Below are 25872 nucleotides of genomic sequence, written 5' to 3' on the forward strand. Positions count from 1 at the left end.
ACCGTTGATGCACCGACAGATGATGTCTATCTGGACGGTGAAACCCTCACCGTCAGCATCACCAATGCCCAGGGCGGCAATTACGAAAAGTTGGATACCAGTGATACAGCTTCCACACTGGTAAATGACACTACCGACACAGTTTTTGCCCAGATCAGCGTAGACAAATCCAGTGTCACTGAAGGTGGCGAAATCACTTATACAGTTACAGTGACTTTGGTCGATGCCAGCGGTAACTCGGTAACCCTTCCTAGTGGTGCTTCGGTTAGCGTTTCTCTTGATTGGAGTGGTTCCGCATCTGCAGCAGATGTTGATACCTTACCTCCAAGCGTAACCATTAGCGGAGATAGCCAGCAAAGCTTTACAGTAAATACCATCAACGATGGTATTTATGAAAATAGCGAAAATCTAAACGTCACCATCAGTGGTGTTACTGATGTTGATAATAGCCTTGAACAACTGGAGATAAGCGCCAACAACAGCGCCAGCACCACCATTCTTGACGCCCAGGATGCACCTATCGTAACAAGCATTATCGGTGACACCGTGGTCGAAGGCGCTGCCAACACTTTCACCGTCAACCTGAGCAACACCGCCAGCAGCGACACCACCCAGACGCTGACACTGGCCGGCAATACCGCCACCAAAGGCGTGGACTTCAGCGATACCGAAGTCACGGTCACCATCAACGGGACAGCGCAGACTGTCAGCGTGAATGCGGATGGCACTTTCGCCGTGACCGTGCCGGCCAACACCGACAGCTTCACCGTGAAGGTCAATACCACGGATGACACCATCTTTGAGAGCACCGAAGACTACACACTGAGTGGTACTGGCGCGAATGGCACTGTGACGGGCACCGCCCAGATCACCGACAATGACATTCTCGGAGGAGACAGTATTAACCTATCGTTGCAAGATGCTGATACTGCTGGAGATAATCATGACACTGATAGTTCATCCCTTACATTCACAGCCAGTGATGCGGCCGATATCATCAGCTTCTCGTTTGGTCCGACTTCAGGAATTACTGTCAATGGTTTGGATGGGAATATTACTTGGCTCGTCGATAGCAACTCCGGAAACTTGGTAGGAAGCATTGACGGTACGCCAATGATTATTTTATCGCTTAATAGTGATAGTGCGGTTATTGGCTCAGGTCAAACAGGCAGTGTCAGTGTGACAGCAACTTTGCTGGATAACTTACAACATGAGAGTGTTCCTGTTGATATCGATTCAATCAATATCACAGGCATTGTTATTAACGCTGTCGATTCACTCAATAATAGTGCCAGCGGCACAGTTAACCTTACTGTAGCGGATGATGAAGTCGTTCTGAATGCTGCTTCTCTAGATGGTATCAATGCCCCAGATACTTATACCGGTACGCTTGACACCAGTGGGGTGGATCAGCCTTACAGTGCTGATCTGTCGGCTAATGTCAGTGGTTGGGATGGTGTGGATACCACTTTTGCGGATTCCGGCATTACCTCCAATGGCCTCGACATCCTCTATTATGTTGATCCAAACACACCGAATGTACTGATTGCCTATACCGACACTAACGACACAACGTCTGCTTATCAGGAAGGCACTGCAGGGCAGGAGATTGTATTCACATTAACGGCTAATCCTAACGATGACAGCTATGCCATCAACATACAGCAAAGCATTGATAGCCTGTCTAATGTAGCGGTAGCCGGTTTGCAAGGTGGTAAAGGCGGTAACGATGCAGCAATTTATGTGGGATATGACGCTGCGGATGGTACCTATGAGATTAACAGTAATCTCTCAGCCCTGACCAAAGAGCTTGCATTCACGCTGACATCCCATGATGTCAATGGCGATCCAAGCACCATCAATGGCAATACCGGTGGTTTTGGTTCCCATAATGCATTTATTGATGCAGATGAAATTTTTGTTGTTGATTATGCCCAAGATGTAGCCAGCGCCAGCTTCAACTTTACCGGGGCTGATACCATATACTTCAAGGCATATGCTGAAGATGGCACACTTCTTGGTGAAGGTGTCCTCAGTACAGAACACAATGAAATATCCAATCTTGGCCCTATCAGTTATGTGGAATTAACCACCGATACGGATAATGACAACTTCCAGTTTACCGGCTCAACCGCCGCAACCATTGTTAGCACGACAGAGGATGTCACCCTTAATTTTGATGTGGCGGTGAGTGACAGTGACGGCGACATCACTACAGACAACTTTGACGTTCATCTTGCAGCGCCAGATGTTACGACGGTTGCTCCGACAGCTGAAAACGCCACGCTTGTGCTGCAAGAAGCCGATTTGGTTGAGAATGTATCAGATGCGGCAATCAAGCCTTTATCCTTCCATGCTGGTAGTGATGCCCTTAGGGTGTTCCAGTTTGGCGATACTGACAACATCCACATTGAGGGGATAAAAGCTAACGCTACATGGGCATTGAATGAAGATGGCCAGTTGGTGGGCACCGTGATGGGACGTGAAGCCATCCGCCTGACACTGGACTGGGATCAAGTAAATGCGGGTGAAACAGGCAATATTGAAGTAAAAGCCGAGCTGCTTACCACCCTGCCGCATTCCGTTGACAGTGACAATTTGACAATTACCGGAATTGAAGTGATTGGGGTGACGGGTGCAGGGCAAACCGCCACATCAAATGTGACCGTAACAGTTGCAGATGATAACAATCAGGCCATAGATGATGGCAATACGGTGAATGTCATTGTTGACAGTTTCCAGGTCTCTGGCGTTGAAGCTACGTGGACACATCATAGCGGCGGAACATATGTAGGAACGCATGATGGTGCTGATAATGACACTGCTCACGATCAAATCCGTTGGGGTCAGTCAACTCGTCATAACGGACAACAATCCGGTTATGGCTTTGCCGACAACGATGCGAGCCTAAGTGGCCATCTGGCACTGAATGAAGAAATAGTCCTGGGTACCTTTACCCACTATAACTACCCCATATATTCAGGCGGTGGGATCACCAGTGCATCAATGGATGTGACCTTTAATGTCACCGATGCCTACGGACAAACCACGCCTGTTACTTTAACGGTGGATTTTGACCATAACGAAACCCCTAATAATTACAATAACACTGCCGCCGATATTGTTACCGTTGGCCAAAGCCATGTGACCTTTGTATATGAAGGTGATGTCTATACCCTGCAGGTTATTGGTTTCAAAGACCCTGTAACCGGAGATGTGGTCACTCAAATCCACACGGCCGAAAATGCCGAGACCAGTTATGAACTCGTTGTACGGGTGGTGGCCGGCGACGGCTATGAACTGCCATCCACCACAGGTAACGTGCTGAATAACGATATTGTGGGAGCGGATGACATTATCGACCTGATTGGTGTCAAGGCTGGCGATCACAAGGCGGATGCTGATGGGGTTAACGGCAATATTAATGTGGAAATTGCTGGGCAGTATGGCACGTTGGTGCTACATGCCGATGGCACCTATAACTATCACGTGACAGTTGATGGCCACAATATTCCCGATAATGCGGTTGATACCTTCACTTACACGGTAAAAGATGGCGACGGTGATATCAGCAGTGCACTGCTTAACATCAACGTCAACACCACCAATTACAATGATATCCATGCCATTGCCGATGCCAATAGCGCCCTGGAAGATACTCCAATCTCCGGAAACGTGCTGGACAACGATGGCAAAAACAACACATCTGTGGCCAGCTTTATTATTGCAGGTGCTGACACGGTACATAATGCCGCTGAAACAGTCACATTGAATGAAGGTAAATTCACCCTCAACACTGATGGCAGCTACACCTTCACGCCTACAGATGACTGGAATGGTACCGTACCGAAAATCATCTACACCACCAACACAGGTGCTGATGCCGCTCTTGAATTGAGCATTACCCCGGTGGATGATGCCAGCACATTGGTTGCTGATACCAAAACCGCCAATGAAGATCATGCAGCTACAGGCAACGTGCTGTCTAACGACAGTGATATTGACAGTACCCTGCAAGTCAGTCAGTTCACAGTAAACGGCCACACCTATAGTGCAGGGAGCAATGCCTCACTGGATGATGGGGTGCTGACCATTAATGCGGATGGCAGTTATCAGTTCACGCCTAACAGCAACTGGAGCGGTACCGTGCCGGAAGTGACTTACACCACTAACACCGGTAGCAGCGATACGCTGAACATTACCATTAACCCTGTTGCCGATACACCATTGGTGAGTGTGGATAACTTTACCAGCGTTGCTGCCATTAACTTTGAAGATGCCGCTTTCAATGGAGCATGGGGAGGCGTTGTTGCCAATAATATCCAGGGGCTCAATACCATTGGAACCTGGCATACCAGCAATCACTCCGGTGCAATTGAAGTCGGCTACGAACACATTTATTTGGGTGGCCAAAACAACGGCAATAAAGTCATGGAGATTGAGTATAACAAGGGTGATAAAACCCTATATACCGACATGTCTCTCGAAGCCGGCCGTTTTTATGAACTAGGATTTGACATCGCGTTCCGTACAACATCACTGTCTGCTACCTCTGGACTGACAGTGAAGCTGATACCGTTAGATAGTAATGGCCATCCTGTTATGGCAGATGCCATCACCTTGTACAACTTTGACCAAAGCGCTAGTGGCTGGTTACTGGATCAAAAAGTGACACTGCCCATTGATGAGTCAGGTAACTACCGCTTGCTGTTTGAAGGGGATAATGGCGACAGCTTCGGCGCCATTCTGGACAACCTGGCATTCAGGGCACTTGATAATTATGGCTATGAAGGTGACTTCATTAAGCTGGGTAATATCAATGCCGCCCTGGTGGATAACGACAGTTCAGAGTCCCTGACACTCAGCATGCAAGGGTTGCCAGAAGGTGCCGTACTCAAAGACGGTGCTGGACATGAAGCCACCGTAGGAGCGGATGGCAGCGTGGATATTACCGACTGGAACCATGACGGTCTGCAAGTCAAGGTGGCAAGTTCCGGCGACTTTACTGTTACCGTGAATGCCACGGCCACAGAAGATGGCAACCAAAGCGAAGCCCATAACAGTACCAGTTTTGTATTGACTGTGTTGGACAACACCAATGACCTGCTGGTTGCCGGGGAAGGGATTGATACCTTTATCTGGAAAGCAGGCGATACTGGCACAGATCATGTCACCAATTTTGCCTTAAACGAGGATAAACTGGATATCAGTGACTTGCTAACCAACTGGGATGGTGACAACAACACGCTGGATGATTACCTGAGCGTTAGCATGGATAATGGCAACACTGTCATCGATATTGATATGAATACCGATGGTCAGGTGGATCAAAGCATTATCCTAGACGGTACTGACGTGTCGGACTATGGCCATAACAGTAGTGACATCATCCAGGGGTTGATTGACTCAGGTAATGGCCCACTGATTGTCCAAAGTGATGCTTCCGATAGCGGAGCAACATCAACCTCAGTGGATCCTCTACGTATGGATCATGTGCATCAGGAAGGATAACGACCATTGCTAAGTCACACCTTTTGACTTTCGAAAGGTGTGACTTTAGCGGATAATTATACCAACCCTCACAACTACTTAAGGGATATGTCGTTTCGTGAGCATAGCTGCCGCCCCCAAAAACGAGCAATGGAGCATACCAGCCTCCTTACGGGTGACTGTGGATCCATTGCTGGACTGTCTGGTACTCATGACCGAGTACTATGGCAGTCCTTGCTCTGTTGAATCACTGGTTGCCGGGTTACCTTTATCCTCTTCCGCCTTGCCGCCGGAGCTGCTTCCCCAGGCTGCTGCCCGGGCGGGATTAACCGCAAAACTCAGCCGTAAAGGGCTTGATCAGGTAAGTGCCATTCAGCTGCCCTGCATTCTGCTGTTAAAAGACAAAAAGGCCTGCATTTTACGGGAACTGAACTTCAAGCAACAACGCGCTGTTATTCAACTGCCGGAAACCGGTGGTGAACAAGTGCTGTCCATTGAAGAACTGGAAGCCCTGTACGTGGGCTACCTGTTTTTGATTAAACAGCAATATCGTGGAGATTTGGGATTTGATGTTTATCAGCACGATCACAAAACCCACTGGCTACTGCAAACCGTCAAAGATGCCGCGCCCATCTATCGTGATGCGCTGATAGCTTCTTTCCTTATCAACCTGTTTGCCTTGGTATCACCGCTGTTTGTCATGAATGTGTACGACAAAGTGGTGCCAAACTTGGCTTTTGAATCATTATGGGTACTAGCAGCCGGAGCCGGCATTGCCTATCTGTTCGATTTTGTCATGCGCCAGTTAAGAAGTTACTTGATTGATATTGCTGGTAAGAAAATTGATATCATTGTGTCTTCCCGGCTATTTTTCAAAGCCATTGGCTTGCCACTGGAGAAACGTTCTGCCAGCGTGGGAGGCATGGCCCGCCAATTAAGCGAATTTGACAGCATTCGGGATTTTCTCACCTCGGCTACCATTACCACGTTGGTGGATTTGCCATTTGCACTGCTGTTTATGGTAATCATTTTCTTGGTTGCCGGCGATCTTGCCATTATTCCCCTGGCCGCCAGTATCATCATTATCAGTTTTACACTCGTCATTCAGCCACGGCTGAAAGTGGCCATTGAAGAAAGTAATAAATATTCCAGCCTCAAACACGGCCATCTGGTAGAAAGCCTGGCGGCACTGGAATCCATTAAGGCCTATGGGGCTGAAGGACTGGTGCAAAAGTCCTGGCAGCAGATGATTGGCCATACCGCCAATTGGCAGTTGAAAGTCAAAAAGCTTTCCAATGCCGTATCCCATGTGGCATCACTGACGGTACAGCTCACCACCATCGCCATCATCATCTTGGGGGTTTACCGGGTTGCGGATAACGCCATTTCCCTCGGCGGCATTATTGCGGCGGTGATGTTATCCAGCCGTGCCGTTGCGCCAATGGCTCAGTTGGCAGGATTGATGACCAGGGCCAACCAGATGATTAGCGCCTTGCGACAGCTTGACGGCATCATGCTGCAAGAGGATGAGTTCGAAAACAAGGGACACCTGGTCAGTAAGCAACGCTTGATTGGCAAAATAGAAGCGGATCATATTGCTTTTAGCTATCCCGGCTCTGAAAAACAGGTGCTAAGCCCACTTTCTTTCATCATTCAGCCAGGCGAAAAAATAGCCATTATTGGCCGCAATGGTAGCGGTAAAAGTACCCTGGCAAAATTGTTGGTGGGACTGTTTCAACCCTCCGGCGGCAGTTTGCGTTACGATGGCGTGGATTCAGGGCAGATACATCCCAGCGACTTACGCCGTAATTTCGGTTACCTGCCCCAGGATGTCACCCTGTTTCACGGCACCATCCGTGACAATATCCTCTTTGGTACCCGTCAGGTTTCTGAGCACCAGTTGATGCGCGCGGTGCAATTGTCAGGCGTGGCCTTGTTTACGGCCATGGAATCGGAAGGCCTGGATACCCAAGTAGGTGAAAAAGGCGAAAACCTATCCCGTGGACAACGGCAAACCATTGCCCTTGCCCGGGCCATCCTTAACGACCCGCCCATTTTATTGATGGATGAACCCACATCCAGCCTTGATGCCAGGGCAGAAAAACAGTTTATGCGCTCCATGAGCCATGTCAGCCAGGAGCGGGCGCTGATTATCATCACCCATAAAATGGAACTGCTAAAACTGGTCGACCGCATCATAGTGCTTGATAGAGGCCACATTCTGGCAGATGCCCCCAAAGAAAAGGTGCTGGAATTACTCAATCACGGCCTGATGAGCGGAGGTCAGAATGAGTAAGAACCTAACCACCCAGGATTTGGACATGGTGGATGATGTTTACGGCGCCATGCTGACTGACGCCCCCTCCAGCCACAAGCTGATCATCTGGGCCATGGCCGCCATGATGCTGTGTTTTCTTATCTGGGCCAGCCTTGCCAGTCTGGATCGGGTCACCCGCGGCACCGGAAAAGTGATCCCGTCCTCCCAAGTACAGGTGGTCCAGAGTCTTGATGGCGGGATCCTGCAAAAGCTTTATGTGGAAGAAGGCATGCTCGTACAAAAAGGGCAGCCTTTGGTGCGCATTGATGATACGCGCTTTCGCGCCGATGCCGCCCAGCAACAGCAAGAGGTTTACACCCTGCAGGCCAATATCGTGCGTTTGTCAGCGGAGCTTAACAGCCTGTTCATTTCTGATGTGGCTCAGGACTGGCGCGAACAGGTAAAGATTATCAAACAGCCTCCGGAGTTTTCCGAAGAGCTGCAAAGCCAGAATGGCCAATTGCTGGCCCGCCAACTGGAAGAGTACAACGGCCGACTGGATAACCTGAATAACCAAGTGGAAATTCTGGCGCGACAAATTCAGCAGCGGCAACAGGAAAATGAAGAACTGGCGTCCAAAATCAATACATTGAACACTAGCTTCCAGTTGGTTACCCGAGAACTGGAACTGACCAAACCCTTGGCGGCAAAAGGGGTGGTGCCAGAAATCGAATTGTTGAAACTTGAGCGTAACGTCAACGATATCAAAGGCGAACTCACCAGCTTGCGACTCAATCGGCCTAAAGTGAAAGCGGCCATGGATGAAGCCATTCTGAAACGGCGGGAAGCCGTGTTACAGTACGCCGCCGATGCCCGCGCTCAGCGAAATGAGATGCAGGCAAAACTGTCGCGGATGACAGAAGCGCAGGTTGGCGCCCAGGACAAGGTGAATAAAGCCGTACTGACTTCGCCAGTAAATGGCACCGTAAAATCAATTGATATCAATACATTAGGTGGGGTGGTACAGCCTGGAGTCAACATCATGGAGATTGTGCCATCAGAAGACCAACTCCTGATAGAAACCAAAATACTGCCTAAAGATATTGCCTTTCTCCATCCCGGATTACCCGCGATGGTTAAAGTAACGGCCTATGATTTTACCCGTTACGGTGGCCTGAAAGGCACCGTAGAGCAGATTAGTGCCGATACCACTCAGGATGAAGAAGGTAACAGCTTTTATCTGGTCAAGGTACGTACAGAGCAATCAAGTTTAACCAAAGATGACGGCACAAAGATGCCAATAATACCCGGGATGCTGACTTCTGTTGATGTGATAACCGGGAAAAGGACGATCCTTGAGTACATACTTAATCCCATACTGAGAGCCAAAGAAACAGCGTTAAGGGAACGCTAGGCTTAAAGCGATTGAACCTTGGAGGGGTTTAACATGAACATGAAATTGAATCAGCAGATACGGCGCAGTGCCTTGGCACTGGCAGTTACCGCGCTGATACTGCCAAGTGCCGGGTTCGGGCAGACCCTAGAACAAGCTGTTGCTAGGACGCTCGATACCAACCCGGACATAAAGATTATTTTCAACAGATTCAAAGCGAAAGAAGAACAAGTCAGTCAGGCTTATGCCGGATATATGCCCTCAGTGGATGTTACCGCTGGCTATGGCTATGAATATACCGACTCGCCTTCTACCCGTCGTCGTCTTGCTGGCACCACCGATGGTGAAGTGGAGCTGAAACGCGGTGAATTTGGGGTCAGCATCCAGCAAATGTTATTTGATGGTTTTTATACCAGCAGTGAAGTAGATCGCACCCGTTACGAGGCCAGTGCTGAGCAATGGAATCTGATGGCGGTTGCCGAAGACAAAGCCCTGGATGTTGCCAAGGTTTATCTTGGCTACATCAAGGCCCAAGAAGTTCTGAAACTTTCAGAGAAAAACCTGAAAAGCCATCAGGATATCTATGATCAAATCAAACAGCGCACCGACTCGGGTTTGGGGTCTACCGCCGATTTGTCCCAGATCACCGGCCGTCTTGCCAGAGCCAACTCCAATGTCATGTCGGCTCGCAATAACTTCCTGGATGCCAAAAGCCAATTCTATCGGGTGACCATGCAAGAACCCGAGAACCTGATCATTCCGGTTCCCGATGCCGACATGCTGCCCAAAGATGCTGCCGCCGGCATTAAAATTGCTGAAGACAAACATCCGGTACTGAAATCTGCCGGCCACGATATTCAGGCAGCCCAGTACGAACGCTCCACGGCGCAGTCGTCATACTATCCCAAGTTGTCGCTGGAAGTTTCAGGTAACCTGAACAACGATCTCAATGGTGAAGATGGCAGCAGCAATATTGCCAGTCAAAACGTCGGTGGCCACTATAATGATGTGCAGGCCATGGTACGGCTAAGGTACAACCTGTTTGCCGGCGGTAAGGATCTTGCCCGTGAAAAACAGGCCGCCTACAAACTGGGTGAAGCCAAAGAGATCCAGGAACGCGCCCACCGGGAAGTGATTGAAGGCATGCAATTGGCCTGGAATGCCTATGAGTTCCTTGAGCCGCAAAAATTGTATATTCGCGAACACGTGATTGCCGCCAAGGATACCCAGGTTGCCTACCAGCAGCAGTTCAACCTTGGCCAGCGCACCTTGCTGGACTTACTGGATACCGAAAACGAGCTTTTTGAAGCCCGTAAGGATTATCTGGCCACTGAGTTTGACGAAATCATCGCCAAATACCGGATCCTCAATGCCACCGGACAACTGCTGGATTCATTACGGGTAACCAGACCGGATGTCTGGAAAGGTGAACGCGAATACGAAGGAGGAGCCAAATAATGAAACTGTTACTGACGTCGATGAGCGTACTGCTGCTCCTGTCCGCTTGCTCCATGCGGGATACGGTCTCCATGGACAGCCCGACCACCCAGGTCTACGATCTGAACGATAATGATCGCGATGGTGTTATCGAGGCTCGTGAAAAATGCACCGGCACAGTTACCGGAGCCAATGTTGACAACTACGGCTGTGGTGAAGTTCGCCCCATTAATGAGCGTTCTGAACTGAAAGTACTGTTCGCCAACGATTCTTACTATATTGATCCCCAATATTATAGTCAGATCCAGACCATTGCCGATTTCATGAAGCAGTACCCCAATACCAAAGCCACCATTGAGGGACATTGCAGTAAAGTGGGTTCATACGAGCATAACCTGAAATTGTCACAAAACCGGGCAAATGCCATTGTGAGCGTGCTGCATGAGCAATTCGGGATTGGTGATGATCGCCTGACAGCAATCGGTTACAGTTACGATCGCCCCGTGGATACCAGTAATACCGCGTTGGCGCATAAACATAACCGGCGAGTGATTGCAGAAGTCACAGGTGAAGACACAATGGCAGACATGAAATGGACCATCTATTCTGTCGACCAAGAAGCTAAATAGGAATGTAAACTTTTACTATGGTGTGTGGCAGGCAATTAACATTTAGCTGCTTAAAAAAAGCCTGCCACTACACGCTGCTGGCATCGGTACTGGCTGTTTCATTACTGCATGCCAATGTGGGGATGAATGAGCATTCAGTTGTTACATCCCTTGAGCGCACCTATGGCCAACGGGCAGGCTTACGGGCTAAAGCGTGGTTTAACATTCTGCGCGATGCCCAAAGCCAGCCAGAGATGGAAAAGCTTACAAGCGTAAATAACTTCTTCAATCTATTTCATTTTGTGACAGATATGAAATTGTGGGGGACGAGCAATTACTGGGCGACTCCCCTTGAATTCATTGGCGCTAATGGCGGCGATTGTGAAGACTTTTCCATTGCGAAATATTTCACCTTGCTGCAATTAGGGGTGCAAGACGAGAAAATGCGCATCACCATGGTTAAAGCAACCAGTGTCAACCAATACCACATGGTACTCGCTTACTATGAAACCCCCGGGTCGATACCACTCATTCTGGATAACCTGGACCCAGTGATAAAACCCGCCACAGCACGAACTGACCTGCTCCCGGTTTACAGCTTCAACGGTAAACAATTATGGCTTAACAAGGAAAAAGGCCGCGGGGTACTTGCAGGCTCTGCCACGCGCCTGGAAAAATGGAACGATTTACAACACAGATTAGGGGCCGACCGTCTGCGTAAGCCCAAACTGGTGATGGAGTAACCACGGCAATGACCTTGTTTAGACAGATTTATTCATTACTGTTTGGACTGTTCCTTCTGGTAGTTGCCAGCTTGGGATATGTCCAGTTCAATGAAACCCGCAATTTTCTTACCTCCCAAATGGAGTCTGATCTGAATAATGTCAGTCACTCCCTGGGATTAATGCTGGTACCGGCCCTTGAATCCGGCGACATGGCCACCGTGGAAACGATGGTCAACGTGATTTTTGAAGGGGGCTACTACCAGCAGGTGACCCTTACCTGGCTGATTGATGGCAAACAACAAACCTGGAAAAACGACATCCATATCAACGATGTGCCCCGCTGGTTTACCAGCCTGGATCTGTTTCCTGCCATTGAAAAAGAAACAACCATTACCAGTGGCTGGTTACAACTAGCCCAACTGAAAATCTCGGCGCATCCTGGATTTGGTTATCATGAACTCTGGCGCGTCATAAGCAACACTATCATTGTGTTCTCCATCCTGTTTTTAATTGCCATTTTCTCCGCCAGAGTGGGATTGACCTGGATACTCAAACCGCTGCATGCCATTGCCGAGCACGCCAAAAGCATTGCCAAGCGTGAATTCGGCCCTGATATGCCACTGCCAAACACTCTCGAGCTGCGTGATGTGGTGACAGCCTTTAACAGCATGTCATCCCAATTGAAGAAAATCTTCCATTCACTTGATGAGGAAGTGACCGCACTGCGCAAGAAAAACCTGGTGGACCAGGTGTCCGACCTACCGAACCGCCAATACATGACCGATCGCCTCAACAGCTGGCTGAGTGAGCCGGGAAGTGGCGCCATCATGCTGGTGCAGCTTGACTGGCTGGAACAGGTGCACAGTAAATACGGTTATCAGGTGCGGGATGCCACCATTAAGCTGCTGGCCGCCCAGTTGCAGCAATCCCTGTCTGAATTCACCTCGGTCATTGCCAGGATTGCCGCTTACGAGTTTACCTTTTTGGTTACCAACGCCGAGCGGGAAGAGCTCAGTAAATACTTGCAAACCCTCATCCGCACCATCAATCAGGAGATGATTAAAGCGGACTGCAAACCCAATGAGGATTATGCCATCGGCATTGCCGAGCGGGTTGAGCAATGCACCCCGTCAGAATTGTTGTCAAGAGCCGACAACGCCTTACAAAAAGCCCTGCAATCAGACACGGTTTACCACTGGTTTGAATCCAGTGAGCAACAACTGTTTACCCGTGAACAGTGGCGTGAAAAGCTCTCGGTTGCCATCAACCAGAAACAGTTCATGTTCCGCTGGCAACCGGTGCAAATCTATGGCCGGGATGGCACGCTGCAGCACGAGCTGTTTTGCCAGTTGCAAGTGGGCGATACCATCGTCCATGCCGGACAATTCATGCCTTATGTGGAACTATTGTCCTTGGGCAGTTTGCTGGACCGCTGTCTTATTGAAAAAGTGCTGGAACAAAAACTATTGGAAAAAACGCCCAATATTCTGGCGGTTAACCTGACACATCAGAGTATTGGCGACAGTGAATTCCATGATTGGCTGGATAAATGCCTGAAAAAGGCCAAACATCATGGCCGCTTGGCCTTTGAAATTCAGGAAAGCAGTATTTACGGCGATCCTGAAGCCAGCAAAGCACTGTGTGCCATTATTCGGGATAACGGTGCCACCTTTGGCATTGACCACTTTGGCCGCCAGTTTGGCTCCATGACCTATCTGCAAACACTGCGCCCCAGCTATGTCAAACTGGACTTGTCCTTTGCCCAGTTTGAAACCAACCAGCATAACGCCGAGCTATGCCGGGCATTGATTAATGTGGCCAGAGGCCTGGATATTGACGTGATTGCCACCGGCATTCAGCAGGAATCTCAATTGCAACATTTTGACATTCTTAAAATACAAGGGTATCAGGGGTATATCGCGCCACCAGAAAATATTGCATAAGCGGTTACATCAAACCGTTGGCGACAGCAAACAAGCCTGCATCAAAAAAACAGCCCGATTCGGGCTGTTTTGTTTTCTGCACTGAGCTTGCTGAGGCGACCCTGCCAACATGATGCTGGAGCGCACTCACATGATGATAGACAAATAGCGTTACAACACCTCTAACTGTGACATCTCAGATACATTGATATGGGTTTGGTAATAGTATTTTGAGGAGACTCGGCCATTGCAAAAAAGATAGATTTTCTCCTGCCGTGCTTCACCTTTAATCCGCACCGACTTGCCGACAAAAAACGCTGCTGGCGGCAAACCATAGCGAATTTGTAATGCAACGCTCATGGAAGGTGTCAACGCCACGGTAACGTTACGTTGATCCCGATAATCCAATTCCGTATTCAAATAGGTATAGCCACCTTTGTTACCGGCAGCTTTAAACAACAGTACATAGTCACCAGATACCACGGCTGGCGCCTGTTGCGCCGCATCACGAATAATCTCCATGGTATCGGAATAACTGACCGCATCTGGCGTTGCGGCGCAGCCGGTTAAGCTGAAAAACAACGCCAATAATATCATTCGCATATCAAAGTCCCTTTAATTGTCATTGCACCAAATGCCTCACATAACGCGGAAAATTATACATGCCGCATGGTTAAACATTCACGATGTCATAGATGAAAAACATAACTTATTGTTAATAAACAGAAATACACCAAGCTACCACCATCTTGTCAAGATGTGGTAACCATGAATCAAGCCAGATGAAGGAGAGAACATGCAAAAAGCAAAAAGCCCCTGCATTGCAGGGGCTTTTTTCAATTGGTCGGTGATAGAGGATTCGAACCTCTGACCCTCTGGTCCCAAACCAGATGCGCTACCGGGCTGCGCTAATCACCGTAAAACGTGCGTCACTTTTGCCCGTGGGCAAAACGACTTTAAATTGGTCGGTGATAGAGGATTCGAACCTCTGACCCTCTGGTCCCAAACCAGATGCGCTACCGGGCTGCGCTAATCACCGAAAACTACTATCTCCTACCCTACAGCGTCGATAATGCCACTTCAGAAAAGTTCTGAATGCATTGTCATCCTGGGAACTCAACACTAGGGAGGAAATGGGGTGGCTGATGGGGCTCGAACCCACGACAACCGGAATCACAATCCGGGACTCTACCAACTGAGCTACAGCCACCACGGCTAACTCTGACTCGATGTACTCATTAAAAAGCTGGTGCGCCCAGAAGGATTTGAACCCTCGGCCTCACCCTCCGGAGGGGTGCGCTCTATCCAGCTGAGCTATGGGCGCCCACCGTGTCAGCGCCGCATATAGTAGGGGTTATTGACCCATGAGTCCACTATTGTTTTACATTTTTCGTCTGACTGTTCAACTTTTAGCTCAGTTGGCGATGTTCTATGCTTCACAGCTTTGACACCTGCCAAAAAATTGACTTGGCGCAACCTGAAAATCATGTTAATTGTAGACGGTTATCCATTATCATAACTATTGACCTTACATTTATCTGCCCTGACAAGCATCTCGTTGGAGGATACTCGACGTTTTATGGCTCCTGATGTGTCATCTCTCGAAAAACGCGTATCCAGACTCAGACGTCTCGCCACTAAATTCAAACGGGCAGAATCTGCGCAAAATGCGCTGATGGAAATCTCCAACATTGCCAATAACGCCAGCAGCATGGAAGCCTTTTACCAAGGACTGCACCGGCATTTGCAAAACCTCATTCCGGCTGACAACTTCTACGTGGCACTGCAACACCAGGAACAGTTGCAACTGCCCTTTTTTCTGGATGAAAAAGATGCCGATCCCACCCTGCTTTATCCTGACCAACAATGCCTGTCAGAGATGCTCAAACGCGGACTCACCGGCTATGTGCTGCGCCACCAAAAGGCCCTGCTGTGCGATGAAGCCTTGTCTGGGCAATTGGTCGCTGAGGGGGAAATAGAATATCTGGGTTCTCCCTGCCATCAATGGTTAGGAGCACCCATTATGCATAACGGCATCGCCCTTGGGGTGTTGGTGGTGCAAAGTTATGACCCCAATGTGTCCTACGGCAGTAATGAAGTGGACTTGATGGTTTTCATGTGCCATCACATTGCCGGGGTACTGACGCGCTTGCAGCATCGCGAACAGCTGGAACTGGCCATTTTGCAGCGCACCCAAGAGCTGAGTCAGGCCTATGACAAGCTCAAGTCAGAAGTATACGAGCGCCGCCGGGCGGAACGGTTGCAACATTCCTTGTTTGAAATTGCCGATCTGGCCACATCCAATCTGGACATGCACCATTTTTATGCAGAGCTGCATAAAATCATCAGTTACCTGTTACCGGCCAACAACTGCTATATCGCGTTACTGGATAGCCATAGCAACGTGCTGGATTTCCCGTTTTATGTTTCCCAACTGGCACCTGAACCGCCGGCGCCCAGATTATGGAAAGACGGTTTGGTGGAATATCTGTTACGTAATCGCGAGCCGGTCTTACTCACCCAAGAAAATATCCGGGCGCTTATTCAACAGGGCGAGATTTATAATGTTGCACCGGCGCTCAACCGCACCCAGATTGTACAGCAATGGATTGGGGTGCCGCTGTTCATTCAGGGAGAAGCCATGGGCGCCCTGGTGGTTTACAGCTTCAACATGGAACAGAAATACCAGATGAAAGATCTGGAGCTACTGACATTCGTTTCGCAACATATTGCCACCGCCATTGAACGTAAACTGGCCACCGAAACCCTGAAACACTCCAATGAGCAATTGGAGGTCATGGTGCAGGCCCGTACTGCAGAATTGGCGCAAATCAATGATGAGCTGCAAAGCGAAATTTCCCAGCGGCGCAATATAGAACAAAAGCTGATACATGATGCCAAGCACGACAGCCTCACCGGTCTCCCCAACCGGCAGATGTTCATGGACAGGCTAAGCGCCACCATGAACAGGCAAGGTTTTTACAAGTTTGCCCTGCTGTTCATCGACCTGGATCGCTTCAAGATGATCAACGACACCCTGGGGCACATTGAAGGTGATCACTTTCTGATAGAAACGGCAGAACGCCTTACCCGCTGCATTCGGGAAGAGGATTTGCTGGCTCGCCTGGGCGGCGATGAGTTTGTCATCCTGCTGGACAATCTCTACGACACCGAAGATGCCAAAGAGGTGGCAGACCGCATTCTGGATGCCCTGTCAAAACCCTTTGCCCTTTCCGGCCAACTGTTGAATTCCGGTGCCAGCATCGGCATTTCCCTGTGTAATGACCCCAGCCAAAGCACCAGTGAGTCGTTACTGCGGGATGCCGACACCGCCATGTACATGGCAAAAACCCGAGGCAAAGGCTGCTATGTGGTGTATGACGATAAATCCCACCAGCAATTCATGCACGATTTGACACTGGAAAACGAACTGCGCCAGGCACTGGATAACCGCCAATTACAACTGCAGTATGAACCGGTAAAGGATGTGGAGAACAATGGCATTATTGCCTTGCATGTCAGCCCCTATTGGTTGCACCCGGTTTATGGCCGGCAAGACCGCCAGCAGCTGACCCAGTTGGCGGTGCAGGCCAATCTGCAACTTGAACTTGACCGTTGTGTGATAACCCTGCTGGACCATGCCTTTGCCGCATTGCCGCTGCCCAAAGGCGCCCAGGTGTTTTTATCCCTGTCCAGTCAGCACCTTACCTATAAACATGCCCTGCAGCACTTGCAGGACTGTCTGGGTGCCTGCAGCTTTCCGCTGGAAAAGCTCTGTCTGTTTTTCAGTGAAATCGCCCTGGCGCGGGATCATGACAACCATGCCATGGGCTTTGAAACCCTCAGGGAACTGGGCGTCAACCTGGGCATTGATGACTATGGCAGCGGTTACAGCTCCATTCTGACCCTGTCATTCCTGCCCATCAGCACCCTGAAACTGGAAGCGGAGCTGGCATCAGGCATTCGCAGCATGCGCCACCGGCGCTTACTCAAAGCCATCAGCCTCAGTGCCGATTCATTACAGCTGCGGCTGATTGCCGATGGCGTGCGCTCCGCCTCACAGCAGTGCAGTCTGCAGCAACTGGGCATAGGACTGGTGCAGTGCGCTGATGATGCCATGACGATCATCCCTTAAACCATCTGAAATAGCGCCTGTTAGCGATGTGTCCCGCCGCATGTGCAACACGGCGCCAAACATCAAGCATGGATTATTTTTTCAACATGGCCCGCAGATCGGCAATATTGCTTTTACCGGTCTGCATCCGCTGGGCTTCACTTTGCTGGGGCTTGCGGTTTTCCCACACCACGTCATCCTCCGGTAGCTCTTTGAGAAAACGGCTTGGCTCGCCGCGAATGGTTTCGCCGTATTGGCGCCGCTCCCGGCACATGACAAACCACAACTGCTGCTGCGCCCGGGTGATGCCCACATAGGCCAGGCGCCGCTCTTCCTCGATATTGTCTTCATCTATACTGGTCTGGTGCGGCAATAAGCCCTCTTCCATCCCCACCATGAACACATAAGGAAACTCCAGCCCCTTGGAGGCGTGCAGCGTCATCAATTGCACCTGATCCCCCGCTTCATCTTCGTTGTTACGCTCCATCATGTCCCGCAGCGTCAGCCGGTTCACCACTTCCGGCAAGGTCATGGGCTCGTCAAGATCATCCCCGCTGAGCATCTCGGTAACCCAGCGATACAGCTCCGAAATGTTCTTCATCCGCATCTCGGCGGCTTTGGCACTGGGGCTGGTTTCGTACAGATAGTCTTCGTAATGGATCTGGTGGATCAACTGCTTGATGGCATCCACGCCTTCGCCCCGCTTGGCAATTTCACCGGTATCCACAATGAAGCGGCCGAACTGGAACAGGCTTTCAATGGCACCATGGCTTAAATGGTGTTGTAACTCGGCATCAAAAATCGCCTCAAATAACGATATGTGCTTGCCGTTGGCAAAATTACCCAGTTTTTCCAGGGTTGCCGGGCCAATGCCCCGTTTGGGCAGATTGATAATCCGCAGCAGGGCGTTATCATCATCCGGATTCACCACCAGCCGCAAATAGGCCATGATGTCCTTGATTTCAGCCCTGGCAAAAAACGAGGTGCCGCCACTTAACCGATAAGGGATGCGGTTGGTCATCAATGCCCGCTCCAATAAGCGTGACTGGTGATTGCCGCGATACAGCACCGCGTAGTCGCCGTAATTGGTGCGCTGCATGAACTTGTGGCGGATGATTTCCGCCACCACCCGCTCGGCCTCCTGCTCTTCGTTGGCGGCCAGCAACACCCGTAACGGCTCGCCATGGGGCAACTCGCTATAAAGGGCTTTGTCGTACACATGGGGGTTGTTGGCAATCAGGATGTTGGCCGCATGCAAAATGCGCTGGCTGGAGCGGTAGTTTTGCTCCAGTTTAATCAGCTTCAAGGTGGGAAAATCCTTGCCCAACAACACCAGGTTTTGCGGTTTGGCGCCGCGCCAGGAGTAAATGGACTGATCATCATCCCCCACCACGGTAAAACGCGCCCGCTCTCCTGCCAGCAGTTTCACCAGTTCGTACTGACTGGTGTTGGTGTCCTGATATTCATCCACCAGCAGATACTGAATGCGTTTTTGCCAGCGGCGACGCACCTCTTCGTTATGTCGCAGCAACAGCGATGGCAGCAGGATGAGGTCGTCAAAATCCAGCGCATTGTAGGCTTTCATGTGCTGGGCGTAACGCTGATAGAGCAAGGCAAACAGCTGGTCACGTTCGTTACGGGCGGTTTTACGGGCATGATCGGGGATCACCAAAGCGCCCTTCCAGTTGGAGATGGCCGAGGCCAGCAGCCGCAGCAAGTCCTTGTCTTCCTGCAGCTCGTTTACCGTCAGTTCCTTGAGCAGCGCCAGGGAGTCTTGATCATCAAACAACGAAAATCCGGCTTTCAGTCCCAGCGCCTTATGCTCCCGCTTGATGATTTCCAGCCCCAGGGTATGAAAGGTGGATATCCATAATCCCCGGGTTTGTTTGCGGCCAATGGAGTGGGCAATGCGCTCTTTCATTTCCCGCGCGGCCTTGTTGGTGAATGTGACTGCTGCGATATGCCGCGGCTGATAACCGCACTCCTGCACCAAATAGGCGATTTTGTTCACGATAACCCGGGTCTTGCCGCTACCGGCACCGGCCAATACCAGACAGGGGCCGGCGATGTAGCGCACCGCTTCATTTTGGGCAGGATTGAGTTTCATGTTTCTCCAACAGGCAACATATGCAATGGCGCCAGATCATAGCAGATGCGGCGCCCAAGGTGTGACAGCCCGCAACCCTTGCTGTGCATCCCCGGCAAATTTTTGATAAAGGCCATTGCAGTTCAGGCGCATCCCCCCCGCATTCAGCACACCGCTCCTGCCGGCATTTACTGATAATGTTAACTTCACCCCAGTGATCAGGCGGTGCGTATCTTGGGTAATGGGGCGCACTGGGTTACAATTCAGCCATTGCAACGAACAATGGAACGCCAAGATGATTAATGCCAAAAAAATCGAAGATCTGGCACGACAACTGAGTGACAACCTACCGTCTGGCATGAAACAGTTTGCCGGTGAATTTGAAGAACGCAGCAAGCACCTGCTGCAGCAACAGCTGTTGAAACTGGATATGGTCTCCCGGGAAGAGTTTGAAGTGCAGCAACACGTGCTACTGAAAACCCGTGAAAAACTGGAAGCCCTGCAAGCCAAAGTCGATGCACTGGAAGCCAAGTTAACCGAGCAATAACGCCGGTGCGTATCACGCTTTGCCATAAAAGGATCGCGCAGGCGATCTTTTTTATGGCCGCTGTTTGGCAAAACAGCCATCACCAGCACTAACCACCAACAGGCGTTAAAAGGAATTTTCCCTTGTTGAATAAACACCTTCAAACATTGCTGCTTTACTGGCTACTGCTGCTGTTGCCGCCGTTGTGCCTTTACTGCAGTAATGTGTCGCTGTTTCCGTTAATGGATTTGACCCGGCCCGCGGCGGATTTTCTCTACTGGATAACCATGAGCGGCACCCGCCCCTGGGGTTTGCTCAGCGCCGGGCTGATATTGCTACTGAGCGCATGGCAGCTCCCGGCCAGACAGCGCCCGGTCATGCTGCTTTGTGTCGGCAGCGCACTGCTGCTGAATTTGCTGGCAAGCCATCTGCTCAAACAGCTCTTTGCCGAGCCGCGCCCCTATGTTGAATACCTGTATCAGCACGGGCTCGTGGACATAGAGGCGTTTTATCAGGCGTCACGGCCACAGCGGCAACTGCTGCTGCAACCGTTGCAAAGCGCCCAGCTGGCATTCCCCGTCAGTCCGGAAGTGCTGCGCCATTGGCAATTTGAAACCGGTTATGCGTTTCCCTCGGGCCACACCCTGTTTGCTTGCACCCTCAGCCTTGGCTGTAGTGTGTTTTTACTGCCGCAACACAAGCTGTTGCCACTGCTGTTACTTGGCTGGTGCTGGCTGCTGGGCTTAAGCCGCATGTTGCTGGGCATGCACTGGCCGGCGGATGTACTGGCATCCAGCCTCATTGCCGCGCTGCTCATTGGACTGTGTTGCTGGGGTTATCAGCGCATCTATGGCCGCGCCACCACCGCCTGCCAGGCGCCATCACGCCATTAACGGGTATCATCTTGCCCCTTGGGGAGCACTTGCCATTTTTTCGCCATAATTTATCAGCAGATTGCTATGCACTTACCGCCATGATTCTGTTTTAATTTTGTGGTCTTTCTCAGCCAAAAGGGGCTTGCACCATGTTTAATACCATTGCACTGGCAGTCGTACTGCTGCTTTTGGGCGGTGTCGCCGCGGGCGGCTATCTGCTGTTTCGGGCGGCAACCCGCCATCAGCCCGTTACCGGCGCCATGTTGTCATCGGAAAAATCCCGTCTGGGGCTGCGCCTGTTTATCCTGCTGATGCTGGGCGTGCTGTCGTTAATCCCCTTGGGCATCATCCAGTCCCTCAGCCATGACCGAAGCACTTTGTATCATCAGGTGGTGCGGGAAATCGGCAAAAGCTGGGGCGGCGCCCAAACATTGGCGGGCCCCGCACTGGTTATTCCTTATGAGTACGACAAATATGTTGAAACCCAAGTGGATGGCGAAACCCAAAGGCGCCAGCAACGCTTTACTGATGCGCTGGTGATTCTGCCCAAAAACCTGACGCTCGATGCCAAGCTGCAGCATCAGTTCCGCCAGCGGGGCATTTACCAGTCGCTGGTGTATCAGGGCGATGTTAGCGGTCAAGCCCGCTTTGAGCCGCTGCAAATGGCGATCCCGGGGCTGGTGAAACTGCACACCGAGCAGGCACGGGTGGTGTTTGGCGTGTCAGACAATCAGGCAATTGAGCAGGTAAGCCGTTTCAATCTGGCAGGAGAGACCGCACCTGCGACATTGATATCCGGTACTGATCTGCCGGACATTCCCGGGCTTGCCACCGGATTTCAGCAGCATGTCGACATAACGGACAATCAGCCATTCACCCTGGAGTTTGCCCTCAGTCTGCGGGGTTCTGACAGCCTGAACATTCTACCACTGGGGGAAAGCAGCCAAATCAGCATCAATGCAGACTGGCCCCACCCAAGCTTCAAGGGCTACCTGCCTGCCGAGCGCAACATCAGTCGCGATGGTTTTAATGCCAACTGGCATATCAGCCACCTGACCCGTAATTTCCCACAGATATTCAACGCCGGACAAAAACGGGATTTAACCGAGGTCACGGCCAATGTCACCCTGTTTGAACCCGTCACCCATTACGGCAAAATCGAACGCTCGCTGAAATACGGCATTTTGTTCATTTTGCTCACGTACGTGATGCTGCTGATTTTTGAGCTGGGGCAGAAATCACGCCTGTCCACGGTGCAATACGTCATGGTGGGTGGCGCCATGTGCCTGTTTTACATGTTGTTATTGTCACTGTCTGAGCATCTGCCATTTCTCAGCGCCTATCTGGTAGCCACGGCGGTGCCGCTGATTGCCATTCCGCTCTATGTGACCAGCGCCACCGGCAGCAAACGTCAGGGAGGGATTATGGTACTGATGCTGGCAGGATTGTATGCAGTGCTCTACTCCATCTTGCAACTGGAGGACTATGCACTGCTGATGGGCACGGGACTGTTGCTGGTGATCATGCTGACCTTGATGTACCTCACCCGCCATTCGGGAGATGAGCAGTAAGGATTGCTGCAGGCGGCGCGACGAACGCCGCCTGCACCCATAAAAAAGGCAGCGGATAACCGCTGCCTTTCATGTATCCGGTGAAGCCGGTTAATTAACCCAGCACTTCTTCCAGCGCTCGCAGGCACAAGGCCACGTTTTCACGGCGGGCACCATATCCCATCAGGCCGATGCGCCAGGCTTTGCCCGCCAACGCTCCCAGGCCGGCGCCAATTTCCAGATTGTACTGCTCCAGCAATTGCTTGCGCACCGCGCCGTCATCCACCCCTTGTGGAATGTACACCGCATTTAACTGGGGCAGTCTGGCAGACTCCGCCACCACAAATTGCATTCCCAAGCGTTCCAGGCCGGATTTCAGCAGCAGATGCATCTCTTTATGCCGTTGCCAGGCCTGTTCCAGCCCTTCATCCGCCAGTTTGCGCAGGGATTCATGCAGGGCGTACAGCGTATTGACCGGCGCGGTATGGTGATAACTGCGTTTGTTACCGCCGCCCCAGTAACCCATTACCAGTGATTGGTCGAGAAACCAGCTCTGTACCGGCGTTTTACGGGACGTGAGTTTTTCCACGGCGGCGTCGGAAAACGACACCGGCGACAATCCCGGCACACAGGAGAGGCATTTCTGGCTGCCGGAATAGATGGCATCAATGCCCCACTCATCCACTTTAAGCTCAACGCCCCCAAGGGATGTCACCGCATCCACAATCGACAGGCAGCCATGTTCCCGCGCCAGCGCGCACAGGGTTTTGGCATCCGACAAGGCACCGGTGGACGTCTCGGCATGCACAAATGCCAGGAACTTGGCATCCGGATTGGCCTGCAGCGCGGCTTTGACATCATCAGGGTTCACCGGCTCACCCCAAGGCGTATCCACCACCACCGCCTCGCCGCCAATGCGCTCCACATTCTGCCGCATGCGCTCGCCAAACACCCCGTTGCGGCACACAATCACTTTTTCACCCGGCTCCAGCAGATTGACAAAGCAGGTTTCCATGCCTGCACTGCCGGGCGCCGAGACCGCAATGGTCATCTGGTTTTCAGTCTGGAACGCGTACTGGATCAGGGATTTCAGCTCATCCATCATGACAATGAACAGCGGATCCAGATGACCCACCGTGGGGCGCGATTGGGCAGCCAGCACTTCCGGATAGATATCCGACGGCCCCGGCCCCATCAAAATGCGCCGGGGAGGATTAAACGCGCTGACAACGGGTGCACTTAACATACATGTCTCCTTACAGTGAGTGGGGATAACCCTGTGTCATGACCTTATCACAAGCACTTTGCCGGCTCTGTCCTGCTTTTGGCTAATCCTTACGGTTTGCCGGCCAAAAACAGCCGGTAAGCCGGGCTATGGGTTTCTTCCTGCCATACGAATCCCAGTTCATCCAGAAAACGGGCAAAGGCATCGCTGTCTTGTGGCGGCACTTCAAAGCCCGCCAGCACCTGACCAAACGCCGCGCCGTGATTGCGGTAGTGGAACAGGCTGATATTCCATTTGCTGCGCAATGTGGTCAAAAACTGCAGTAATGCCCCGGGATGCTCCGGAAATTCAAAACTGAACAAGCGCTCCTGCAGTTGTTGCGGTGGCATGCCACCCACCATGTAACGCACATGCAGCTTGGCGGTTTCATCGGCGGACAAATCCTGCACGGCAAACCCCGCCTGCTGCAGGGCGCTGATGATGTGTGCCAGTTCTTCGGCGCCACCATTGACCCGGATACCGGCAAACACCACCGCCTGCTCGCGGCCACTGAAGCGGTAATTGAATTCGGTCATGGCGCGGCCGCCCAGCAATTCACAAAAACGCAGAAAAGAACCCGGCTGCTCAGGAATGGTAACGGCCAGCACCGCTTCTTTGTGTTCCCCCAACTCGCAGCGTTCCGACACATAGCGCAAGCTGTGAAAGTTCACATTGGCGCCGCTGAGAATGGCGGCCACTTTGGCATCTTCGCCTGGATGCTGCGCCACGTAATTTTTTAAGCCCGCCAACGACAGCGCCCCGGCAGGTTCGGCAATGGCGCGGGTATCTTCGAAGATGTCCTTGACGGCGGCGCACACTTCATCGGAGCTGACGGTCACCACTTCATCCACAAAACACTGGGTCAACCGGAAAGGCTCATTGCCGATGCGTTTCACCGCCACGCCATCAGCAAACAGGCCTACCTGAGGCAAGGTCACCGGCTCTCCGGCTTCCAAGGCGGCTTTCAGGCAGGCGGCATCTTCCGGCTCCACCCCTATCACTTTCACTTCCGGGTACACTGCCTTGTAATAGGCGGCAATGCCGGCAATCAGGCCGCCACCGCCCACGGGCACGAATACTGCTTCCAAGTCCCGTTGCTGTTGCAACAGTTCCTGTGCAATGGTGCCCTGCCCGGCAATCACCGCTTCATCATCAAAAGGGGGGATGAACACCCGCCCTTCATCTTTGGCCAGCGACATGGCGTATTCATTGGCCTGATCAAATGACTGGCCATGCAGCACCACATTGCCGCCCAGACGGCGCACCGCATCCACCTTGATGTCAGGGGTGGTGCCAGGCATCACGATGATGGCGCTGATGCCACGGCTGGCGGCCGACAGTGCCACCCCTTGGGCATGGTTGCCCGCCGAGGCGCACACCACGCCGCACTGTCCTTCCTCTTCGGTGAGTTCGGCAATGCGGTTATAGGCACCGCGGAGCTTGAAAGAATGCACCGGCTGCAAATCTTCCCGTTTCAGGAACACCTCGCAGCCCAGTCTAGCGGAGAGTTTTTTCAGCAACGGCAGCGGCGTTACCTTGGCCACGTCATAAACATGGGATAACAAAATGCGCTGCAGGTAATAGTTGGCCAGTGACAGCTGGGATTGAGAAGCAAGCGCTAGCAT

Annotated in this window: 15 protein-coding genes and 4 tRNA genes; 11 read left to right on the forward strand and 8 right to left on the reverse strand. The window is 51.5% G+C overall.

What is annotated here, in order from left to right:
* The 7 genes from ACIDEJ_RS12330 to ACIDEJ_RS12360 form a co-directional block, all read left to right on the forward strand.
* Window positions 1-5511: choice-of-anchor K domain-containing protein (locus ACIDEJ_RS12330; protein ID WP_411988369.1), on the forward strand; the 5511-nt coding region annotated here is incomplete at its 5' end.
* A gap of 97 nt (window positions 5512-5608) precedes the next feature.
* Window positions 5609-7786 (forward strand): type I secretion system permease/ATPase, encoded by a 2178-nt coding sequence (locus ACIDEJ_RS12335; protein ID WP_411988370.1) that lies wholly within the window; start codon window positions 5609-5611, stop codon window positions 7784-7786.
* The gene (locus tag ACIDEJ_RS12340) at window positions 7779-9161 is read left to right on the forward strand and encodes an HlyD family type I secretion periplasmic adaptor subunit (protein ID WP_411988371.1); all 1383 of its coding nucleotides are present in this window, start codon (window positions 7779-7781) and stop codon (window positions 9159-9161) included. The genes ACIDEJ_RS12335 and ACIDEJ_RS12340 overlap by 8 nt, the downstream gene beginning before the upstream one ends.
* Window positions 9162-9194: 33 nt before the next feature.
* A complete protein-coding gene (locus tag ACIDEJ_RS12345) occupies window positions 9195-10598 on the forward strand; it encodes a TolC family outer membrane protein (RefSeq protein WP_411988372.1) in 1404 nt (467 codons plus the stop codon).
* The gene (locus ACIDEJ_RS12350; RefSeq protein ID WP_411988373.1) at window positions 10598-11206 is read left to right on the forward strand and encodes an OmpA family protein; all 609 of its coding nucleotides are present in this window, start codon (window positions 10598-10600) and stop codon (window positions 11204-11206) included. Before ACIDEJ_RS12345 ends, ACIDEJ_RS12350 begins: the two co-directional genes overlap by 1 nt.
* A gap of 20 nt (window positions 11207-11226) precedes the next feature.
* The gene (locus ACIDEJ_RS12355) at window positions 11227-11928 is read left to right on the forward strand and encodes a transglutaminase-like cysteine peptidase (RefSeq protein ID WP_411988422.1); all 702 of its coding nucleotides are present in this window, start codon (window positions 11227-11229) and stop codon (window positions 11926-11928) included.
* Window positions 11929-11936: 8 nt separating this feature from the next.
* The gene (locus ACIDEJ_RS12360; RefSeq protein WP_411988374.1) at window positions 11937-13853 is read left to right on the forward strand and encodes a bifunctional diguanylate cyclase/phosphodiesterase; all 1917 of its coding nucleotides are present in this window, start codon (window positions 11937-11939) and stop codon (window positions 13851-13853) included.
* Window positions 13854-14003: 150 nt separating this feature from the next.
* Here ACIDEJ_RS12360 and ACIDEJ_RS12365 read toward each other — a convergent pair whose 3' ends face one another.
* The 5 genes from ACIDEJ_RS12365 to ACIDEJ_RS12385 all read right to left on the reverse strand — a co-directional run bounded on the left by ACIDEJ_RS12365 (window position 14004) and on the right by ACIDEJ_RS12385 (window position 15156).
* A complete protein-coding gene (locus ACIDEJ_RS12365) occupies window positions 14004-14435 on the reverse strand; it encodes a hypothetical protein (protein WP_411988375.1) in 432 nt (143 codons plus the stop codon).
* Window positions 14436-14673: 238 nt separating this feature from the next.
* Window positions 14674-14750, reverse strand: a tRNA-Pro gene (locus ACIDEJ_RS12370).
* 44 nt (window positions 14751-14794) lie between these two features.
* Window positions 14795-14871: transfer RNA gene (locus ACIDEJ_RS12375), tRNA-Pro, on the reverse strand.
* Between the two features lie 95 nt (window positions 14872-14966).
* Window positions 14967-15042: transfer RNA gene (locus tag ACIDEJ_RS12380), tRNA-His, on the reverse strand.
* Between the two features lie 37 nt (window positions 15043-15079).
* Window positions 15080-15156, reverse strand: a tRNA-Arg gene (locus ACIDEJ_RS12385).
* 267 nt (window positions 15157-15423) lie between these two features.
* Between ACIDEJ_RS12385 and ACIDEJ_RS12390 the strand changes: the two genes are divergently transcribed.
* Window positions 15424-17967 carry a diguanylate cyclase domain-containing protein gene (locus tag ACIDEJ_RS12390; RefSeq protein WP_411988376.1) on the forward strand — a complete coding sequence of 848 codons (2544 nt, stop codon included), beginning with the start codon at window positions 15424-15426 and terminating at the stop codon, window positions 17965-17967.
* 73 nt (window positions 17968-18040) lie between these two features.
* Here ACIDEJ_RS12390 and rep read toward each other — a convergent pair whose 3' ends face one another.
* Complete coding sequence (gene rep, locus ACIDEJ_RS12395) at window positions 18041-20053, reverse strand: DNA helicase Rep (protein WP_411988377.1); 2013 nt, start codon at window positions 20051-20053, stop codon at window positions 18041-18043.
* Window positions 20054-20327: 274 nt separating this feature from the next.
* On the opposite strand from rep, the gene ubiK reads away from it, so the two are divergent.
* From ubiK to creD, 3 genes are all read left to right on the forward strand, one after another.
* Window positions 20328-20579: a ubiquinone biosynthesis accessory factor UbiK gene (ubiK, locus tag ACIDEJ_RS12400; protein WP_411988378.1), complete on the forward strand. Its 252-nt coding sequence runs from the start codon at window positions 20328-20330 to the stop codon at window positions 20577-20579.
* A gap of 125 nt (window positions 20580-20704) precedes the next feature.
* The gene (locus ACIDEJ_RS12405; protein ID WP_411988379.1) at window positions 20705-21451 is read left to right on the forward strand and encodes a phosphatase PAP2 family protein; all 747 of its coding nucleotides are present in this window, start codon (window positions 20705-20707) and stop codon (window positions 21449-21451) included.
* A 131-nt stretch (window positions 21452-21582) separates the two neighbouring features.
* The gene (gene creD / locus ACIDEJ_RS12410) at window positions 21583-23004 is read left to right on the forward strand and encodes a cell envelope integrity protein CreD (protein WP_411988380.1); all 1422 of its coding nucleotides are present in this window, start codon (window positions 21583-21585) and stop codon (window positions 23002-23004) included.
* 94 nt (window positions 23005-23098) lie between these two features.
* Here the strand turns inward: creD and ACIDEJ_RS12415 are convergent, their stop codons facing one another.
* The gene (locus ACIDEJ_RS12415) at window positions 23099-24229 is read right to left on the reverse strand and encodes a pyridoxal-phosphate-dependent aminotransferase family protein (RefSeq protein WP_411988381.1); all 1131 of its coding nucleotides are present in this window, start codon (window positions 24227-24229) and stop codon (window positions 23099-23101) included.
* Between the two features lie 89 nt (window positions 24230-24318).
* Entirely contained in the window at window positions 24319-25872 is a 1554-nt protein-coding gene (gene ilvA / locus ACIDEJ_RS12420; protein ID WP_411988382.1) for a threonine ammonia-lyase, biosynthetic, read from the reverse strand.

The sequence above is a fragment of the Shewanella mytili genome (assembly GCF_046765975.1).
Taxonomy (GTDB): Bacteria; Pseudomonadota; Gammaproteobacteria; order Enterobacterales; family Shewanellaceae; genus Shewanella; species Shewanella mytili.